Genomic DNA, 15,093 nt, shown 5'->3' on the forward strand with positions numbered 1-15,093 from the left:
CCAGGGTCTCGAACCCCGAGCTGAACCCGCCGTGAGGCAGATCCGGGCGATCGAGGTGCGGCACACCCAGGATAGCCCGGTGCTCCTCATGCGGATCAGCTGTCATCCCCTGTCATCTGTCATCCGCTCACACAGGAGAGCCCTGTCATGAACACCCGTGCGCCCGCAGTGCAGGCGCGCCAGCTGGTCAAGACCTATCCCGGCGACGTCACCGCGCTGAACGGCATGGACGTCACCGTCGAACCCGGCACCGTCTTCGGCCTTCTCGGGCCCAACGGCGCCGGCAAGTCCACCACCGTCAAGATCCTCACCACCCTGGCCCGCCCCGACTCGGGCACCGCCACCGTGGCCGGCCACGACGTGCTGCGCCACCCCGACCGGGTGCGCCGCGCGATCGGCGTGGTCGCCCAGAACTCCGGCGCCGACCCGGTCGCCACCGGCCGGGAGAACCTCCAGCTCCAGGGCAGGCTCTACGGCCTGCGCGGCGCCGACCTGAACCGCCGGGTCGACGAGCTGCTGGACCGCTTCACCCTCACCGAGGCCGCCGGCCGCCAGGTCAAGGGCTACTCCGGCGGCATGCGGCGCCGGCTCGACGTGGCTCTCGGCCTGGTCCACCGCCCCGAGGTGCTCTTCCTGGACGAGCCCACCACCGGTCTCGACCCCGAGGCCCGGACCGCGATGTGGGACGAGATCGGCCGGCTGGCAGGCCAGGAGGGCCTGACCATCCTGCTCACCACGCACTACCTGGAGGAGGCCGACCGGCTAGCCGAGCGGATCGCGATCGTCGACCGCGGCCGGGTCGTGGTCGAGGGCACCCCGGACTCCCTCAAGGGCGAACTGCGCGGCGACGCCGTCCACGTGGAGCTGCGGGAGGCACCCGGGGAAGCCGGCCGCACCCTGCTCACGGGCGCGCTGACCGGGCTGTCGGGCGTGCACGAGGCGCTGTTCGACGGGCGCCGGATCAGCGCCCGCGCCGACGACGGGGCAGCCGCGATGCCTGCGCTGCTGGCCGCCCTGGAGCGGGCCGGGGTGACCGTGGTCGCCGCGACCGTCGCCCGGCCCTCCCTCGACGACGTCTACCTGCGGTACGCGGGCCGCCGGTACGCCGAGGCCGACACCGCCGACGGCTCCGGCGCCCTCGCCCTGACCGGAGGTGCGCGATGAGCAACGCCGTGTCCCAGACCTGGTTCATGACCCAGCGTCAGCTGGTGGTGTTCGCCCGGCAGCCGGCGTTCGCCGTCATCACCCTGATTCAACCGGTGATCTGGCTGTTCCTGTTCGGCAACCTGTTCAAGAAGGTCGTCGAGCTCGGCGGCTTCGGCACCACGTCCTACCTCGACTACCTGGTGCCGGGCGTGGTCGTGATGAGCGCCCTCAGCTCCAACATGTGGGCGGGCATGGGCACCTTGGAGGAGATCCAGCGCGGCACCCTCAACCGCTTCCTGACCACACCGGTCAGCAGGGCCGCGCTGATGAACGGCAACGTGGTGAACAACGGCCTGGTCACCGCAGGCCAGTCGCTGATCATCGTGCTGCTCGGCCTGCTGGGCGGCGCCGACTACCCCGGCGGGACCGGTGGCATAGCCGTCCTGCTGGTGTCCGCCGTGCTGCTCGGCACGATCTTCGGCGCGCTGTCCAACGCGCTCGGCATGCTGGTGCGGGAGCGGGAGTCGATCATCGGGATCAACACCTTCCTGCTGCTCCCGCTGACCTTCCTCTCCAGCGCCTTCATGGCACCGTCCCAGATGCCCGGCTGGATGCGGCACATAGCCGACTTCAACCCGCTCGACTGGGCGATGGTGGCGAGCCGTTCGGCGCTGTCGGCGGACCCCGACTGGGGTGCGGTGCTCGGCCGCGGCGGGGCGCTGCTGGCGCTGGCGGTGGCGGCCGTGTGGCTGTCGATCAGGACCTTCAGGTCGTACCAGCGGTCGGTGTGACCGACGCGTCGTACCGGCGGTCGGTGTGACCGACGCGTCGTACCGGCGGTCGGTGTGACCGGCGAAGAGCGGCGGCACTTCTCGTGAGGTGCCGCCGGTCCGCGGTGCCGCCGGTCCGAGGTGTGGCCGGTCTGAGGTGTGGCCGGTCTGCTCAGGCCGCGGCGGCGCCGCCCTCCTGCTCCGCCTCGATCCGGGCGTTCCACTCGCGCTTGGAGGCCTGCCAGCCGTCCTCGTTGTGCCCGAGGCGCCAGTAGCCGGAGATCGACAGGTCCTCGCGCGGGATCTGGCGCTCCACGCGCAGCAGCGCCCGCAGCTCCTTCACGAAGCTCGCCTCGCCGTGTACGAAGGCGTGCACCCGGCCCTCCGGGAAGTCCAGCGCCCGTACGGCGGCGACCAGGGCCTCGCCGACCGGCCGTTCGCCCCGGTGCAGCCAGACGACCTCCACATCGGAGTCGATCTTCTGCTCCTCCTCGGGGCCGGAGACCTCGAGGAAGGCGAACGCCTTCGACCCGGCCGGCAGGGACTCCAGCGCCCGGGCGATCGCGGGCAGCGCGCTCTCGTCGCCGGCGAGCAGGTGCCAGTCGGCGCCCGTGTCGGGGGCGTAAGCGCCGCCGGGGCCCATGAAGCGCACGGTCTCGCCGGGCTGGACACGGCAGGCCCACGGCCCGGCCAGGCCCTCGTCGCCGTGCACCACGAAGTCCAGGGTCAGCTCCCGGTGCTCGGCATTCCAGGAGCGCACGGTGTAGGTCCGGGTCACCGGCCAGTGCTCGCGGGGGAACTCGGCCCGGATCTGCTCCAGGTCGAAGGGCTCCGGGTAGGTGACGCCCGCCGGCCCGAAGAGGAGCTTCACGTAATGGTCGGTGCAGGTGTCCGCGGCGAAGCCGGCCAGCCCCTCACCGCCGAGGACCACGCGCTGCATGTGCGGGCTCAGCCGTTCGGTGCGCACCACCTGAGCGGAATGGGGCTTACGCGGCTTACGTTCCGGGCGCTCTGCCATGACCGGCCTCCCTGCTCAATTGGTTAGGTTTACCTAAGTTAGCACCTCCTTCCCGGTTAACACCTCTTCCATGAACACTTGATGAGCGGGTTTTGCCGGAAGAATTCCTTCGGGCGTCAGGCTTCCAGTGTCGCCAGCAGGCGGTTCAGCGAGCCGCCCAGGCCCCAGCGGGCGGCCAGGGTGTTCAACTGCGCCGGGTCCCGGGGGGCCTTCGGCAGCGCCGTGGCGACGTCCGGCAGCGGTACGTCGCCGGCGACCCGGACCACCTTCGGCGCCACGGCGACATACGGCCGGGCCTCGTCCAGCCGCTTGCGCTGCGACGGAGTGAGCTTCGCCTTCGGGTCGTCGACCGCGGCCATGATCCCGGCCAGGTCGCCGAACTCGGCGAGGAGCTTCGCGGCCGTCTTCTCACCGATGCCCGGCACGCCCGGCAGCCCGTCGCTCGGGTCGCCGCGCAGCAGTGCCAGGTCCGCGTACCCGCCTCCGTCCACGCCATACTTCTCGCGCAGCCACGCCTCGTCGGTCGTCTGCAGGGTGCCGACGCCCTTCAGCGGGTACAGCACCCGGACCCCGCGCGCGTCGTCCACCAGCTGGTAGAGGTCGCGGTCGCCGGTGACGATGTCCACCGGGCCCGCGGCGCGCGCGGTGAAGGTGCCGATCACGTCGTCGGCCTCGTACCCGGCGACACCGACCCGGGCGATGCCGAGCGCGTCCAGCACCTCCTCGATGACCGGCACCTGCGGGGAGAGGGTGTCCGGCACCTCCTCCTCGTCCGGTCCCGTCTCGTGCTCCTCGGCGACCCGGTGCGCCTTGTAGGAGGGGATGAGGTCGACCCGCCACTGCGGCCGCCAGTCCGCGTCCATGCAGGCCACCAGCAGGTCCGGCCGGTGGTCCTTGACCAGCCGGTCGATGAAGTCCAGCAGCCCGCGCACGGCGTTCACCGGCGTGCCGTCCGGCGCCCTCACGGAGTCCGGGACGCCGAAGTAGGCGCGGAAGTACAGGGAGGCGGTGTCGAGAAGCATCAGTCGTGCGGTCACGCCAGGCATCATGCCGTACGGCACTGACGGCGACCGGCTCCCGGCACCGGCCGGCCCTCCCCGCACCCCGACGGCAGCGTGGAAGGGTCCCTGCCTACGAAAAGGATCCGGCCAACCACGTAGCGCTACGGCACTGCCCAAGCCTTTCCGCCCTGCCGGCCGGAACGGCCGACCGTGCGTTCGACGCGCCCGCACCCTGTCCCGGTGCGCCGAGGGCACCCCGACGTCACCGCGGTCCACGGCGACACCGTGGAACCGGCCGGCCACTACGCGCCGACTGCGCCACCGACCGGTAACGACGGGCCGCCCTGAGGGACTTCACCGTCTGGCGGGCCGGCCCGGATCACCGCCTCGACCAGGCACTCCTCGCCTGGGGCGCCGCCGGGAACATCGGCGACCGTTCGCGCGTCGAACTCGTGGGGCGGCCCCTCGTCCTGATCGAGGGCCGGCGCCTGCGGTACGGCTTCGGGAGCTGGTCCACGTACGCCTACGACGCCGCCTCCGGCCGGGCCGGGTCGGCCGAGCCAGCGCACGCCCGGCGGCAGCCGCGCCTCCGCCCACCCGTCGGCGGCGCCGGTCACCGACCCCGGCGGCCGTCCGGCCCTCCTGGTCAGCGCGTTCATCCCGAAGGAGGAGTTCGCGCCCGGTGCGTCCGACGGGCTCGTGTACTGGCGCGAACTGTGAGGGTCGCGCTCACCGGACGTGACAGGGATGTGACGGCCGCCTGAAACGGTTTGCCGAACATGCGTAGGGTGCAGAGAACCCATCAGGAGGGGCCCGGCCGGAGCCGGGCACCCGAAGGACGGAACGACGAGCGAAGGAGGGAGCCGCAGCGATGGGCGACCACAAAGACCAGCAGCCCGTGCGGGTGGGCGCGGCAGTGCGGCGGCGCCGCCGCGCGCTGGAGCTCACCCTCGCCGTCGTGGCCGAACGCAGCGGCCTGTCGGTGCCCTTCCTGAGCCAGGTCGAGAACGACAGGGCCCGCCCCAGCCGCACCTCCCTGGAGAAGCTCGCCGACGCCCTGCGCACCACGGCCGTCGAACTCCTGGCCGCCGCCGACCCGGCGTGCAGCGTCGACGTCGTACGCGCCGACGCCACCACCGAGCCGGACTTCGCGCCCCAGGTGCGTTCCCTGGTCCGCGGTCACCACCAGCTGCACGCCTCGGAGTTCACCGGCGACCACGACGCCGGCCGCGAATTCCAGCACCGCAACGACGAGTTGATGTACGTCGCCGACGGCGCCGTGGAGGTCGAGGCCGAGGGCCGCGCCTACCGCCTCGGCCGCGGCGACACCCTCTACCTCACCGGCGGAGTCCGCCACCGCTGGCGCGCGACGGTCCCGGACACCCGGGTCGTCGTGGTGGCGGTGGCGGAACACATCGAGGCAGTCCACGATCGCCAGCGCTGAAGCACCCCGGCCCGGAACTTCTGCAGCGTCCTCGTCTGCAGCGCCCCGAGAGGGGCGCGGGGAACTGCGCGACCAGCCCCCACGCACCCGCACAGGACCACGGCGCGTAGTGTCCCTGGTCCCCTCCCTCACCGAGGCAATCGCAGAAACGCTCCCCGAGGTCCTCGTCGGCGCCACCGACTGGTGCACCCACCCGGCCGGCCTCGACGTCACCCGCGTCGGCGGCACCAAGAACCCCGCCCTCGACCGCATCCTCGCCCTCACCCCCGACCTGGTGGTCGCCAACGAGGAGGAGAACCGCGCCCCCGACCTCGACGCCCTGCGCACCGCCGGCGTGGCGGTCCTGGTCACGGAGGTGCGGGACGTGCCGCAGGCCTTCCGCGAGCTGGCCCGGGTGCTGGCCGCGTGCGGGGCGGGCGGCCGCCCCCGCTGGCTGGACGAGGCGGAGCAGGCGTGGTCGGCACCGGTGCGCGAGCCCTCCGCCACGGCGGTCGTACCGATCTGGCGGCGGCCGTGGATGGTCCTGGGCAGGGACACGTTCGCGGGTGATGTGCTGGCCCGGCTGGGGGTACGCAACCTCTTCGAGGGCCACCCCGAGCGCTATCCCCGGATCCCGGTCGGGGAACTGCTCGACGCGGCCCCCGACCTGGTCGTCCTCCCGGACGAGCCCTACCGCTTCACCGCCGCGGACGGCCCGGAGGCGTTCCCCGGGCTGCCGTGCGCACTGCTCAGCGGACGGCACCTGACGTGGTACGGACCGTCACTGGCCGAGGCGCCACGGGTGCTGGGCGAGGCCCTGCGAGCAGCTCTCCGCTGAGCAGCCCGCGGACGGTGCCGGAGGCGGCCGCGAGCCAGCCGGCGACGAGCAGGCCGTACAGAGCCGCCGCCAGCCAGTGGTAGCCGGCGAGCCCGGTGTGCCGCCCGAGCGCGGCGGCGCCCGTGACGCACGTGCCCACGGGGAAGGTGAAGGCCCACCACGTCATGGCGAACCGTATGCCGTGCCGCCGGGCCCGCACCACGTGCGCGGTCGCCAGCGCCAGCCACAGCAGCGCGAACCCCATGACCGGAACGCCGTACAGCACGGCGAGGAGGCTGAAACCGGCCGCGTACGGTGCCGGTACGACCCCGGGGGCGAGGTCCGCGAAGGCGCCCACCGCCGTCGTCGACTGCCCGAGCGGGCCCAGCACCAGGAAGATCGTCGGCGTCAGCGCGAGCGGCAGCGGGCCTCCGGTGACCAGCCGGGCGAAGACGAGCGCCAGCATCAGCAGCGTGGCCAGCAGGCTCAGCCCGAAGAGCGCGAAGCAGCCGTAGAGCATGGCCGCACGGGGCTGGCCGGGCGGCAGATGCGGGACCAGCTGGGGCCCCAGCGCCGCCGACACCATGGGCGCGACCAGCGGCAGCAGCCACGCCGGGGAGGCCTGACCGGGCTCGACCCGGTGCCGCACCGCCAGCAGGTAGGGCACGGCGACGGCGGCCACGAGCCCCACGGCGGTACCGGCGGCGAACAGCACGGAGTCGAGCACGACGGCGGCCGGCTCGCCGATCCAGTCCCGCCCGAGGGCGAGGGCGCCGCCGCCGACGGCGAGCAGGGCCATGGAGAGGCAGCCGTAGAACGGGGCGACCGCGGGGTCGCGGAGGTGGGCGAGGGCCTGGTCGCGGTGGTGGGCCCAGTGCAGGGCCCGGGCGACCAGCAGGACCAGGAGTTGCAGCAGGGACAGTGCCCAGACGCCGACGAAGAACTCGCGCGGACCGTCGGCGCCGAGCGCGACGCCGCCGAGGGCGAGGGCCGCGGTGCCCATGACGGACGCGTACCAGTTGGGGCCGAGATACCGGACTGCGGTGACCATGAGTCCACCGTCCCGCCGCCGTGGGCCCGCTGCCAGGGGGTCCGTCTCTATGGGGGCATAAGCTGGTCTTATGAGCGAGACGGAGGAGCGGGCGGGCGGCGGCACGCTGGCGCACCGGGTGCCGGATCTCGGCGCGCTGGAGCTGCTGCTGGCGGTGGCGCGGCTGGGCAGTCTCGGGGCGGCGGCGCGGGAGGTCGGTATCACCCAGCCGGCGGCCAGCAGCCGGATCCGGTCCATGGAACGGCAGCTGGGTGTGGCCCTGGTCGACCGTTCACCGCGCGGCTCCCGGCTCACGGACGCGGGGGCGCTGGTGACCGACTGGGCGCGGCGGGTGGTGGAGGCGGCGGAGGCCTTCGACGCGGGGACCCAGGCGCTCCGGGACCGACGGGACTCGCGGCTGCGGGTCGCGGCGAGCATGACCATCGCCGAGTACCTGCTCCCCGGCTGGCTGCTCGCGCTGCGCGCCCAGCGCCCCGACACGGCGGTGTCCCTGCTCGCCGGCAACTCGGCGGCGGTGGCGGAACAGCTGCTCGCGGACGAGGCGGACCTGGGTTTCGTGGAGGGCCTGACGGTCCCGCACGGCCTGGACTCGGCGGTGATAGCCCACGACCGTCTGATCGTCGTGGTCGCCCCCGCCCACCCCTGGGCCCGCCGCCGGCGCCCGCTCGCCGCGGAGGAGCTGGCGGCCACGCCTCTCATCCTCCGCGAACGCGGCTCCGGCACCCGCCAGGTCCTCGACGCGGCACTGGGCGGCCTCGCCCGCCCGCTGATCGAACTGTCGTCGACCACGGCCGTGAAGGCCTCGGCGGTCAGCGGCGCGGGCCCGGCGGTCCTCAGCGAACTGGCGGTGGGGGAGGAGCTGTCGATGCGACGGCTGGTCAGCATCCCGGTGGACGGGGTGGCGTTGCGCCGGGACCTACGGGCGGTATGGCCGACCGGCCACCGCCCCACGGGCCCGGCCCGAGAGCTGCTCTCCCTCACCCGGAGCTGACCTGCGCGCGCGGGATTCGGTACCTTCCCCTCCAGTCACCGAGAACGGCGGACGGGGGGCACGCTGGTGTGCAGGGTGGATCACGAGGCCGCGGCCGTGGTCGCGACAGCGGCGCTGACGGCCGCGCACCCGCACCTGAAGCGGGCGACTGCTCCGCATCCGGCGCTCGAAGGGTGCGACGACGTGGAGTGGACGTCCATCCCCGGCTGCCCCGACGACGTCCCGGCCGTCCTGCGCGGGCTGCTCGACCCCGACGCGGCGGAGTCGGCCGAACGAGCCCTGGACTGGGTTGTGATGTCGGGACCGATGTCCATCAGCGCCGCGATGCCCGCCGTCGTCCCGTACCTGCTGCGGCTGACCGCCGATCCGTCGGTCCCGCGCCGGACCGGGTTGCTCGGGATCCTGCTGGTGGCCGCCGTCCTGTCGGCGCCGACCGACCCCGGCAACGCCCGGCACCTGGCGATCGGCGGCCTTGAGCAGGACCATCCCGAACGGGCCCGTTGCCGAGCGGTGTTCGCCGCCGACGCGGTGTGGGTGCGACGTCTGCTGGCCGACGAGGAACTGCTGGCCGGCGCTGGGCTGGACGCGGACGACCGGGAGTCACTGGCCGAGGCGGCCGGCCTGCGGCACCACTGAGGGCAGGAGCTGATCCTGCGGCGCTCCTGAGGACGGGAAGGGATCTGCGGCGCTCCTGAGGACGGGAAGGGATCCTGCGGCGCTCCTGAGGACCGGAGCGGTGCGGGCGGCGGGGTGAAAAGGCGTGGCGGCGTCTTGCTCCCGCCCTGCACCATCCGTTCATGCCGACCCCCACCGCCCCGCCCGCCGAAGGTGCCCGCGCGCCCTGGGAGGCGCTGCCCGCCGCCGTTCGTGGCGCTGTCGCCGAGTTCCTCGGGGGCGCCCCCGTCGTCCACGCCGTCACCCAACCCGGTGGCTTCTCCCCGGGGGTCGCCGCCAGAGTCCGCACGGCCGCCGGCCGGGCCGCGTTCGTCAAGGCGGTCAGCGCCGACAGCAACCCGCACAGCCCCGCCCTGCACCGCGCGGAGGCCCGTAACGCCGCGGCCCTCCCCGCCACCGTGCCCGCACCCCGGCTGCTCGGGAGCTACGACGACGGGACCTGGGTGGCCCTCGTCTTCGAGGAGGTCGACGGGCGGCAGCCGCACATCCCCTGGCGCGCCGGGGAACTCGGCCGCGTCCTGGACGCCGTGGCCGCCCTCGGCCGTGCCCTCACCCCGTCTCCGGTCGACGCCCCGCCCGCCGCTGAGCACCTCGCGGACTCCTTCGACGGCTGGCGCGAGCTGGCCGAGGGGCCCCCGGAAGCCCTCGGCGGTCTGGACGACTGGACCGTGTCGCACCTCGCGGAACTGGCCGGACTCGCCGCTGCCTGGCCCGAGTCCGTCACCGGTGACACCCTCGCCCACGCCGACCTGCGGGCCGACAACATGCTGCTCACCGCCGACGGCGCGGTGGTCTTCGTCGACTGGCCGCACGCGGTGCGAGCCGTCGCCTGGTTCGACCTCCTCGTGATGCTGCCGTGCGTGCGGGCACAGGGCGGCCCGGACCCGGAGCGGGTCTTCGCGGCGCATCCGCTCGGGCGGGACGCGGATCCGGCCAGGGTCACCGCCGCCCTGGCCGCACTCACGGGGTTCTTCCTGGCGCACTCGGTGCGGCCGGCGCCGCCCGGTCTGCCGGCCCTGCGCCCGTTCCAGCGCGCCCAGGGCGACGCGGCTCTGGCCTGGCTCAGGACGCGGCTGTGACCAGCGCCCGCATCACCCGCAGGTCCTCGCCCATCTCCGGATGCCACTGGACGCCGAGGACCCAGCCGCGCCCGGCGGGCAGTTCGACCGCCTCGATGGTGCCGTCGTCCGTGGCGTGGGCCGACGCCAGCAGCTCCGTCCCGAGGCGGTCCACCGCCTGGTGGTGGAAGGTGGGGACCGACGTCTCCTCCGGGACCGTGGCGGCGTACAGCGTGCCGGGGACCGGCTTGACGGGGTGGTGGCCGAAGACACCGGGTGTCTCCGCGTGACCGTCGATGTGCTGGACCAGGGTCCCGCCGAGCGCGACGTTCAGGAGCTGCATGCCCCGGCAGATGCCGAGCAGCGGGACGCCCGCGGCCAGCGCCGCGTCGATCAGGGCCAGCTCCCACGCGTCCCGGGGCCGGTCGGGGCGGCCGGTGCGGGGGTCGGGCTCGGCGCCGTAGCGGACCGGCTCGACGTCCGGGCCGCCCGCGATCACCAGGCCGTCCAGCCGGGCCACCGTCGCCGCCGCGTGCTCCGGCGCGTCCGGCGGCAGCATGGCCGCCAGGCCGCCCGCCCGCTGGACCAGCCGTGGGTAGCCGGCCGGCAGCAGCGCCGCCTCCAGCTCCCAGACGCCCCAGCGCGTCCCGGCCTCCAGGTACGTGCTCACACCGATCAGCGGCCGTCCGGTCATGGGCCCCTCCCGAGTCACAAAGGTGTTCGTGCATACCTTTATGACACGCCCATCGACCGTTACGCCAGAAAACCCCGCAGCAGCGCCGCCGTCCCCGCGCAGTGCTCCCGCATCATCTCCCGCGCGCCGTCCGCGTCCCCGTCCAGCACCGCCTCCACCAGCGCGATGTGCTGGCGCTGCGAGTGCTCCAGGTTGCGGACCAGGAGCGGGATGCAGTCGAGGAGGTCGTTGACCGTGGCCCGTACGGCCGCGTACTGGGCGGTGAGGGAGGGGGAGCCGCACAGTTCGGCGATCGTCAGGTGGAGCAGGGTGTCGAGGCGGCGGTAGTCCGCCAGCGGTGCCTCGTGGGTGCGGGCCAGCGCCTCGCGGAGGCGGAGCGCCTGCTCGCCGGTCAGGCCGTGCGCCGCGCACAGGCCCGCCGCACCCACCTCCAGGACCTCCCGGAAGCGCAGCACGTCCTCGATGTCGACCTCGGTGATCCGGCGCCGCAGCTCGTCCTCGCCGCCGGCGTCCGCGCGCGGCAGCACGAACGTCCCGCCGTACCGCCCGCGCCGGGACTCGACCAGTCCCTGGTCCTGGAGCACCTTCAGGACCTCGCGCAGGGTCACCCGGCTGATCCCGAGCCGCTCCGCCAGCACCCGCTCGGCGGGCAGCCGCTCGCCGCCCGGGACCAGGCCCAGCCGGACGACCTGCAGGATCTGCTCCAGCGCCTCCTCGAAGCCGTTGCCCGCCCGCACCGGTCGCAGCACCGGAGTCAACGGGTCGTCGAGGGCGCCGTCCGCGTCCAGCGACATATGGCCGTACCCCCTTCCCAAGCAATGGTTCTGTTCAATACCTTAGAGCTCCCCGCCCGGCCGCAGAAGCGCAGCAGCACCATCGCGAAAGAAGCCGAAGGAGCTCCCGTGGCAGACCGCACACCCCCGCTGAGCGTCGAGGAGCTGCACACCCTCGTCGCGGGCGGTGAGATCGACACTGTCGTCCTGGCCTTCCCCGACATGCAAGGGCGGTTGCAGGGCAAGCGGTTCGCCGCCCGGTTCTTCCTCGACGAGGTCCTGCGGCACGGCACCGAGGGCTGCAACTACCTCCTCGCCGTCGACACCGAGATGAACACCGTCGACGGCTACGCCATGTCCTCCTGGGACCGCGGCTACGGCGACTTCGCCATGCACCCCGACCTCGCCACCCTCCGCCGCGTGCCCTGGAACCCGGGCACGGCGATGCTCATCGCCGACCTCGCCTGGAACGACGGCTCCCCGGTCGTCGCCGCGCCCCGGCAGATACTCCGCCGCCAGCTGGAGCGCCTCGCCGAACTCGGCTACACCGCACAGGTCGGTACGGAGCTGGAGTTCATCGTGTTCAAGGACACCTACGAGGCGGCCTGGGATGCGAACTACCGGGGGCTGACCCCGGTCAACCAGTACAACATCGACTATTCGGTGCTCGGGACCGGCCGGATCGAGCCCCTGCTGCGCCGGATCCGCAACGAGATGGCGGGGGCTGGGCTGACCGTCGAGTCCGCCAAGGGCGAGTGCAACCCCGGGCAGCACGAGATCGCCTTCCGCTACGACGAGGCCCTGATCACCTGCGACCAGCACGCGATCTACAAGACCGGTGCCAAGGAGATCGCCGCCCAGGAAGGCGTCTCCCTCACCTTCATGGCGAAGTACAACGAGCGGGAGGGCAACTCCTGCCACATCCACCTGTCGTTGACGGACGCGGACGGCCACAACGTCTTCGCCGCCCCCGACGGGCACGGCATGTCCGACGTGATGCGGCACTTCCTCGCCGGACAGCTCGCCGCCCTCCGCGACTTCTCGCTCCTCTACGCCCCCAACATCAACAGCTACAAGCGGTTCCAGCCGGGCTCCTTCGCCCCGACCGCCGTCGCCTGGGGCCAGGACAACCGCACCTGTGCGCTGCGCGTCGTCGGCCACGGCCGCTCGCTGCGCTTCGAGAACCGACTGCCCGGCGGCGACGTCAACCCGCACCTCGCCGTCGCCGGCCTGGTCGCGGCCGGGCTGTACGGCATCGAGCAGCAGCTGGAACTCCCCGAGGCCTGCCCCGGCAACGCCTACACGGCCGACTTCGCGCACGTCCCGACCACCCTCCGCGAGGCCGCCGAGCTCTGGGAGAACAGCCCCGTCGCCAAGGCCGCCTTCGGCGACGAGGTCGTCGCGCACTACCGCAACATGGCCCGCGTCGAACTGGAGGCCTTCGACGCCGCGGTGACCGACTGGGAGCTGCGCCGCTCCTTCGAACGCATGTGAGGCACCCCTTGTCGCAACAGTACGAACTGGACGTCCTGAACCCGGCCACGGAGGAGGTGATCGCGACCGTCCCCGGGGCCGTGGCGGAGGACATCGACACCGCCGTACGACGGGCCGCGCGGGCCCAGGAGCGGTGGGCCGCCCTCGCGCCCGGCGAACGGGCCCGGCTGCTGCGCCGGTTCGCCGTCACCGTCGACGAACACCGCGAGGAACTCGCCCGGTTGGAGGTCCGGGAAGCCGGACACACCATCGGCAACGCCCGCTGGGAGACCGGCAACGTCCGCGACCTGCTCGACTACGCGGCCGGGGGAGTGGAACGGCTCACCGGCCGTCAGATCCCGGTCCCCGGCGGCCTCGACGTCACCCTCCTCGAACCCCTCGGGGTCGTCGGCGTCATCGCCCCCTGGAACTTCCCCATGCCCATCGCGGCCTGGGGCACCGCCCCCGCCCTCGCCGCCGGCAACGCCGTCGTCCTCAAGCCCGCCGAGACGACCCCGCTCACCGCCCTCCGCCTCGCCGAACTCGCCCTGGCGGCAGACCTCCCCGAACACCTCTTCCAGGTGCTGCCCGGCCGCGGCGACATCGCCGGCGAGGCCCTGGTCCGCCACCCCGGCGTCGCCAAGATCGTGTTCACCGGCTCCACCCGGATCGGCAAGCGCATCATGGCGCTCTGCGCCGACCAGGTGAAGCGCGTGACCCTCGAACTCGGCGGCAAGAGCCCCAACCTCGTCTTCGCCGACGCCGACATCGAGGCCGCCGCGGCCGCCGCCCCGATGTCCTTCCTGGACAACTCCGGCCAGGACTGCTGCGCCCGCACCCGCATCCTCGTCCAGCGCCCGGTCTACGACCGTTTCGTCGAACTCCTCGCCCCCGCCGTCGAGTCCGTCACCGTCGGCGACCCGGCCGACGAACGGACGGACATGGGGCCGCTGATCTCCAGGGCCCAGCTGGAGCGGGTCCGTTCGTACGTCGACGCGGACGCGCCCGGCATCCGCGGAAAGTCCCCCGAGGGCCCCGGCTTCTGGTTCCCGCCGACCGTCCTCACCGGCGTCGACCCGCACGCGCGCGTAGCCGCCGAGGAGGTCTTCGGACCGGTCGCCGTCGTCATCCCGTTCGAGGACGAGGCCGAGGCGATCCGGCTCGCCAACGACACCGACTACGGCCTCTCCGGCTCCATCTGGACCCGTGACGTGGGCCGCGCCCTGCGCGTCTCCCAGGCCGTCAAGGCCGGCAACCTGTCCGTCAACTCCCACTCCAGCGTCCGCTACTGGACCCCCTTCGGCGGCTTCAAGCAGTCGGGGATCGGCCGCGAGCTCGGCCCGGACGCGCTCACCGCCTTCACCGAAACCAAGAACGTCTTCATCAGCACGGAAGGCCCCGCACAGTGACCGCTGAGACCCCTGACATCGTCTGCCGCCGGCTCGTCGGCCGTACCGCCGTCATCACCGGAGCCGGCAGCGGCATCGGCCTGGCCACCGCGCGGCGGCTGGCCTCCGAGGGCGCCCACGTCGTCTGCGCCGACGTCGACGAGACCCGCGGCAAGGCCGCCGCGGAGGAGGTCGACGGCCTCTTCGTGAAGGTCGACGTCACCGACGCCGAACAGGTCGAGGCCCTGTTCAAGACGGCCTTCGACACCTACGGCAGCGTCGACATCGCCTTCAACAACGCCGGTATCTCGCCGCCCGACGACGACTCCATCCTGGAGACCGGACTGGAGGCCTGGAAGCGCGTCCAGGAGGTCAACCTCACCTCCGTCTACCTGTGCTGCAAGGCCGCGATCCCCTACATGCGGCAGCAGGGCAAGGGCTCCATCATCAACACGGCCTCCTTCGTGGCCCGGATGGGCGCGGCGACGAGCCAGATCTCCTACACCGCCTCCAAGGGCGGGGTCCTGGCCATGTCCCGTGAGCTGGGCGTGCAGTTCGCCCGCGAGGGCATCCGCGTCAACGCGCTCTGCCCCGGACCGGTCAACACCCCGCTCCTCCAGGAGCTGTTCGCCAAGGACCCCGAGCGGGCCGCCCGCCGCCTGGTGCACATCCCGCTCGGCCGGTTCGCCGAGGCCGAGGAGATCGCCGCCGCCGTCGCCTTCCTGGCCAGCGACGACTCCTCCTTCGTCAACGCCAGCGACTTCCTGGTGGACGGCGGGATCTCTGGGGCGTACGTCACGCCCCTCTAGGAGTCC

Annotated in this window: 15 protein-coding genes; 10 read left to right on the plus strand and 5 right to left on the minus strand. The window is 73.1% G+C overall.

What is annotated here, in order from left to right; translation table 11 throughout:
* The first annotated feature begins 147 nt into the window (after positions 1–147).
* Positions 148–1,164, plus strand: coding sequence for an ABC transporter ATP-binding protein (locus ACFY6U_RS39690; RefSeq protein WP_390046238.1), 1,017 nt, complete (start codon positions 148–150; stop codon positions 1,162–1,164).
* Positions 1,161–1,937: an ABC transporter permease gene (locus ACFY6U_RS39695; RefSeq protein ID WP_390046240.1), complete on the plus strand. Its 777-nt coding sequence runs from the start codon at positions 1,161–1,163 to the stop codon at positions 1,935–1,937. Before ACFY6U_RS39690 ends, ACFY6U_RS39695 begins: the two co-directional genes overlap by 4 nt.
* A 151-nt stretch (positions 1,938–2,088) precedes the next feature.
* Here the strand turns inward: ACFY6U_RS39695 and ACFY6U_RS39700 are convergent, their stop codons facing one another.
* Positions 2,089–2,934 (minus strand): siderophore-interacting protein, encoded by an 846-nt coding sequence (locus tag ACFY6U_RS39700; RefSeq protein WP_390046241.1) that lies wholly within the window; start codon positions 2,932–2,934, stop codon positions 2,089–2,091.
* Between the two features lie 116 nt (positions 2,935–3,050).
* Complete coding sequence (locus ACFY6U_RS39705; RefSeq protein ID WP_351490298.1) at positions 3,051–3,980, minus strand: 5'-3' exonuclease; 930 nt, start codon at positions 3,978–3,980, stop codon at positions 3,051–3,053.
* A gap of 826 nt (positions 3,981–4,806) precedes the next feature.
* On the opposite strand from ACFY6U_RS39705, the gene ACFY6U_RS39710 reads away from it, so the two are divergent.
* Positions 4,807–5,379: an XRE family transcriptional regulator gene (locus tag ACFY6U_RS39710; RefSeq protein WP_351490264.1), complete on the plus strand. Its 573-nt coding sequence runs from the start codon at positions 4,807–4,809 to the stop codon at positions 5,377–5,379.
* Between the two features lie 109 nt (positions 5,380–5,488).
* A complete protein-coding gene (locus tag ACFY6U_RS39715) occupies positions 5,489–6,196 on the plus strand; it encodes a helical backbone metal receptor (protein ID WP_351490267.1) in 708 nt (235 codons plus the stop codon).
* Here the strand turns inward: ACFY6U_RS39715 and ACFY6U_RS39720 are convergent.
* The gene (locus ACFY6U_RS39720) at positions 6,108–7,226 is read right to left on the minus strand and encodes a TDT family transporter (protein ID WP_390046244.1); all 1,119 of its coding nucleotides are present in this window, start codon (positions 7,224–7,226) and stop codon (positions 6,108–6,110) included. The genes ACFY6U_RS39715 and ACFY6U_RS39720 overlap by 89 nt on opposite strands.
* A gap of 70 nt (positions 7,227–7,296) precedes the next feature.
* Between ACFY6U_RS39720 and ACFY6U_RS39725 the strand changes: the two genes are divergently transcribed.
* From ACFY6U_RS39725 to ACFY6U_RS39735, 3 genes are all read left to right on the plus strand, one after another.
* Positions 7,297–8,217 carry a LysR family transcriptional regulator gene (locus ACFY6U_RS39725; RefSeq protein ID WP_390046246.1) on the plus strand — a complete coding sequence of 307 codons (921 nt, stop codon included), beginning with the start codon at positions 7,297–7,299 and terminating at the stop codon, positions 8,215–8,217.
* A gap of 75 nt (positions 8,218–8,292) precedes the next feature.
* Positions 8,293–8,853: a hypothetical protein gene (locus ACFY6U_RS39730; RefSeq protein ID WP_390046248.1), complete on the plus strand. Its 561-nt coding sequence runs from the start codon at positions 8,293–8,295 to the stop codon at positions 8,851–8,853.
* Positions 8,854–9,014: 161 nt separating this feature from the next.
* Positions 9,015–9,971, plus strand: a complete 957-nt coding sequence (locus tag ACFY6U_RS39735; RefSeq protein WP_390046250.1) for an aminoglycoside phosphotransferase family protein — start codon at positions 9,015–9,017, stop codon at positions 9,969–9,971.
* Here the strand turns inward: ACFY6U_RS39735 and ACFY6U_RS39740 are convergent.
* Both ACFY6U_RS39740 and ACFY6U_RS39745 read right to left on the minus strand, forming a co-directional pair.
* Positions 9,955–10,644, minus strand: coding sequence for a gamma-glutamyl-gamma-aminobutyrate hydrolase family protein (locus tag ACFY6U_RS39740; RefSeq protein WP_390046252.1), 690 nt, complete (start codon positions 10,642–10,644; stop codon positions 9,955–9,957). The two genes, ACFY6U_RS39735 and ACFY6U_RS39740, sit on opposite strands and share 17 nt — an antisense overlap.
* Before the next feature lie 59 nt (positions 10,645–10,703).
* Positions 10,704–11,438 carry a FadR/GntR family transcriptional regulator gene (locus ACFY6U_RS39745; RefSeq protein ID WP_390046253.1) on the minus strand — a complete coding sequence of 245 codons (735 nt, stop codon included), beginning with the start codon at positions 11,436–11,438 and terminating at the stop codon, positions 10,704–10,706.
* Between the two features lie 108 nt (positions 11,439–11,546).
* On the opposite strand from ACFY6U_RS39745, the gene ACFY6U_RS39750 reads away from it, so the two are divergent.
* Genes ACFY6U_RS39750 through ACFY6U_RS39760 form a run of 3 tightly spaced genes read left to right on the plus strand, consistent with a single transcriptional unit; the run spans position 11,547 to position 15,087 of the window.
* A complete protein-coding gene (locus ACFY6U_RS39750; RefSeq protein ID WP_390046254.1) occupies positions 11,547–12,911 on the plus strand; it encodes a glutamine synthetase family protein in 1,365 nt (454 codons plus the stop codon).
* Between the two features lie 8 nt (positions 12,912–12,919).
* A complete protein-coding gene (locus ACFY6U_RS39755; RefSeq protein ID WP_390046256.1) occupies positions 12,920–14,299 on the plus strand; it encodes an aldehyde dehydrogenase family protein in 1,380 nt (459 codons plus the stop codon).
* Entirely contained in the window at positions 14,296–15,087 is a 792-nt protein-coding gene (locus ACFY6U_RS39760) for a 3-oxoacyl-ACP reductase (protein ID WP_351490287.1), read from the plus strand. Before ACFY6U_RS39755 ends, ACFY6U_RS39760 begins: the two co-directional genes overlap by 4 nt.
* Positions 15,088–15,093 lie beyond the last annotated feature (6 nt).

The organism is Streptomyces sp. NPDC013157, from assembly GCF_042899865.1.
In the GTDB taxonomy this organism is placed as follows: domain Bacteria; phylum Actinomycetota; class Actinomycetes; order Streptomycetales; family Streptomycetaceae; genus Streptomyces.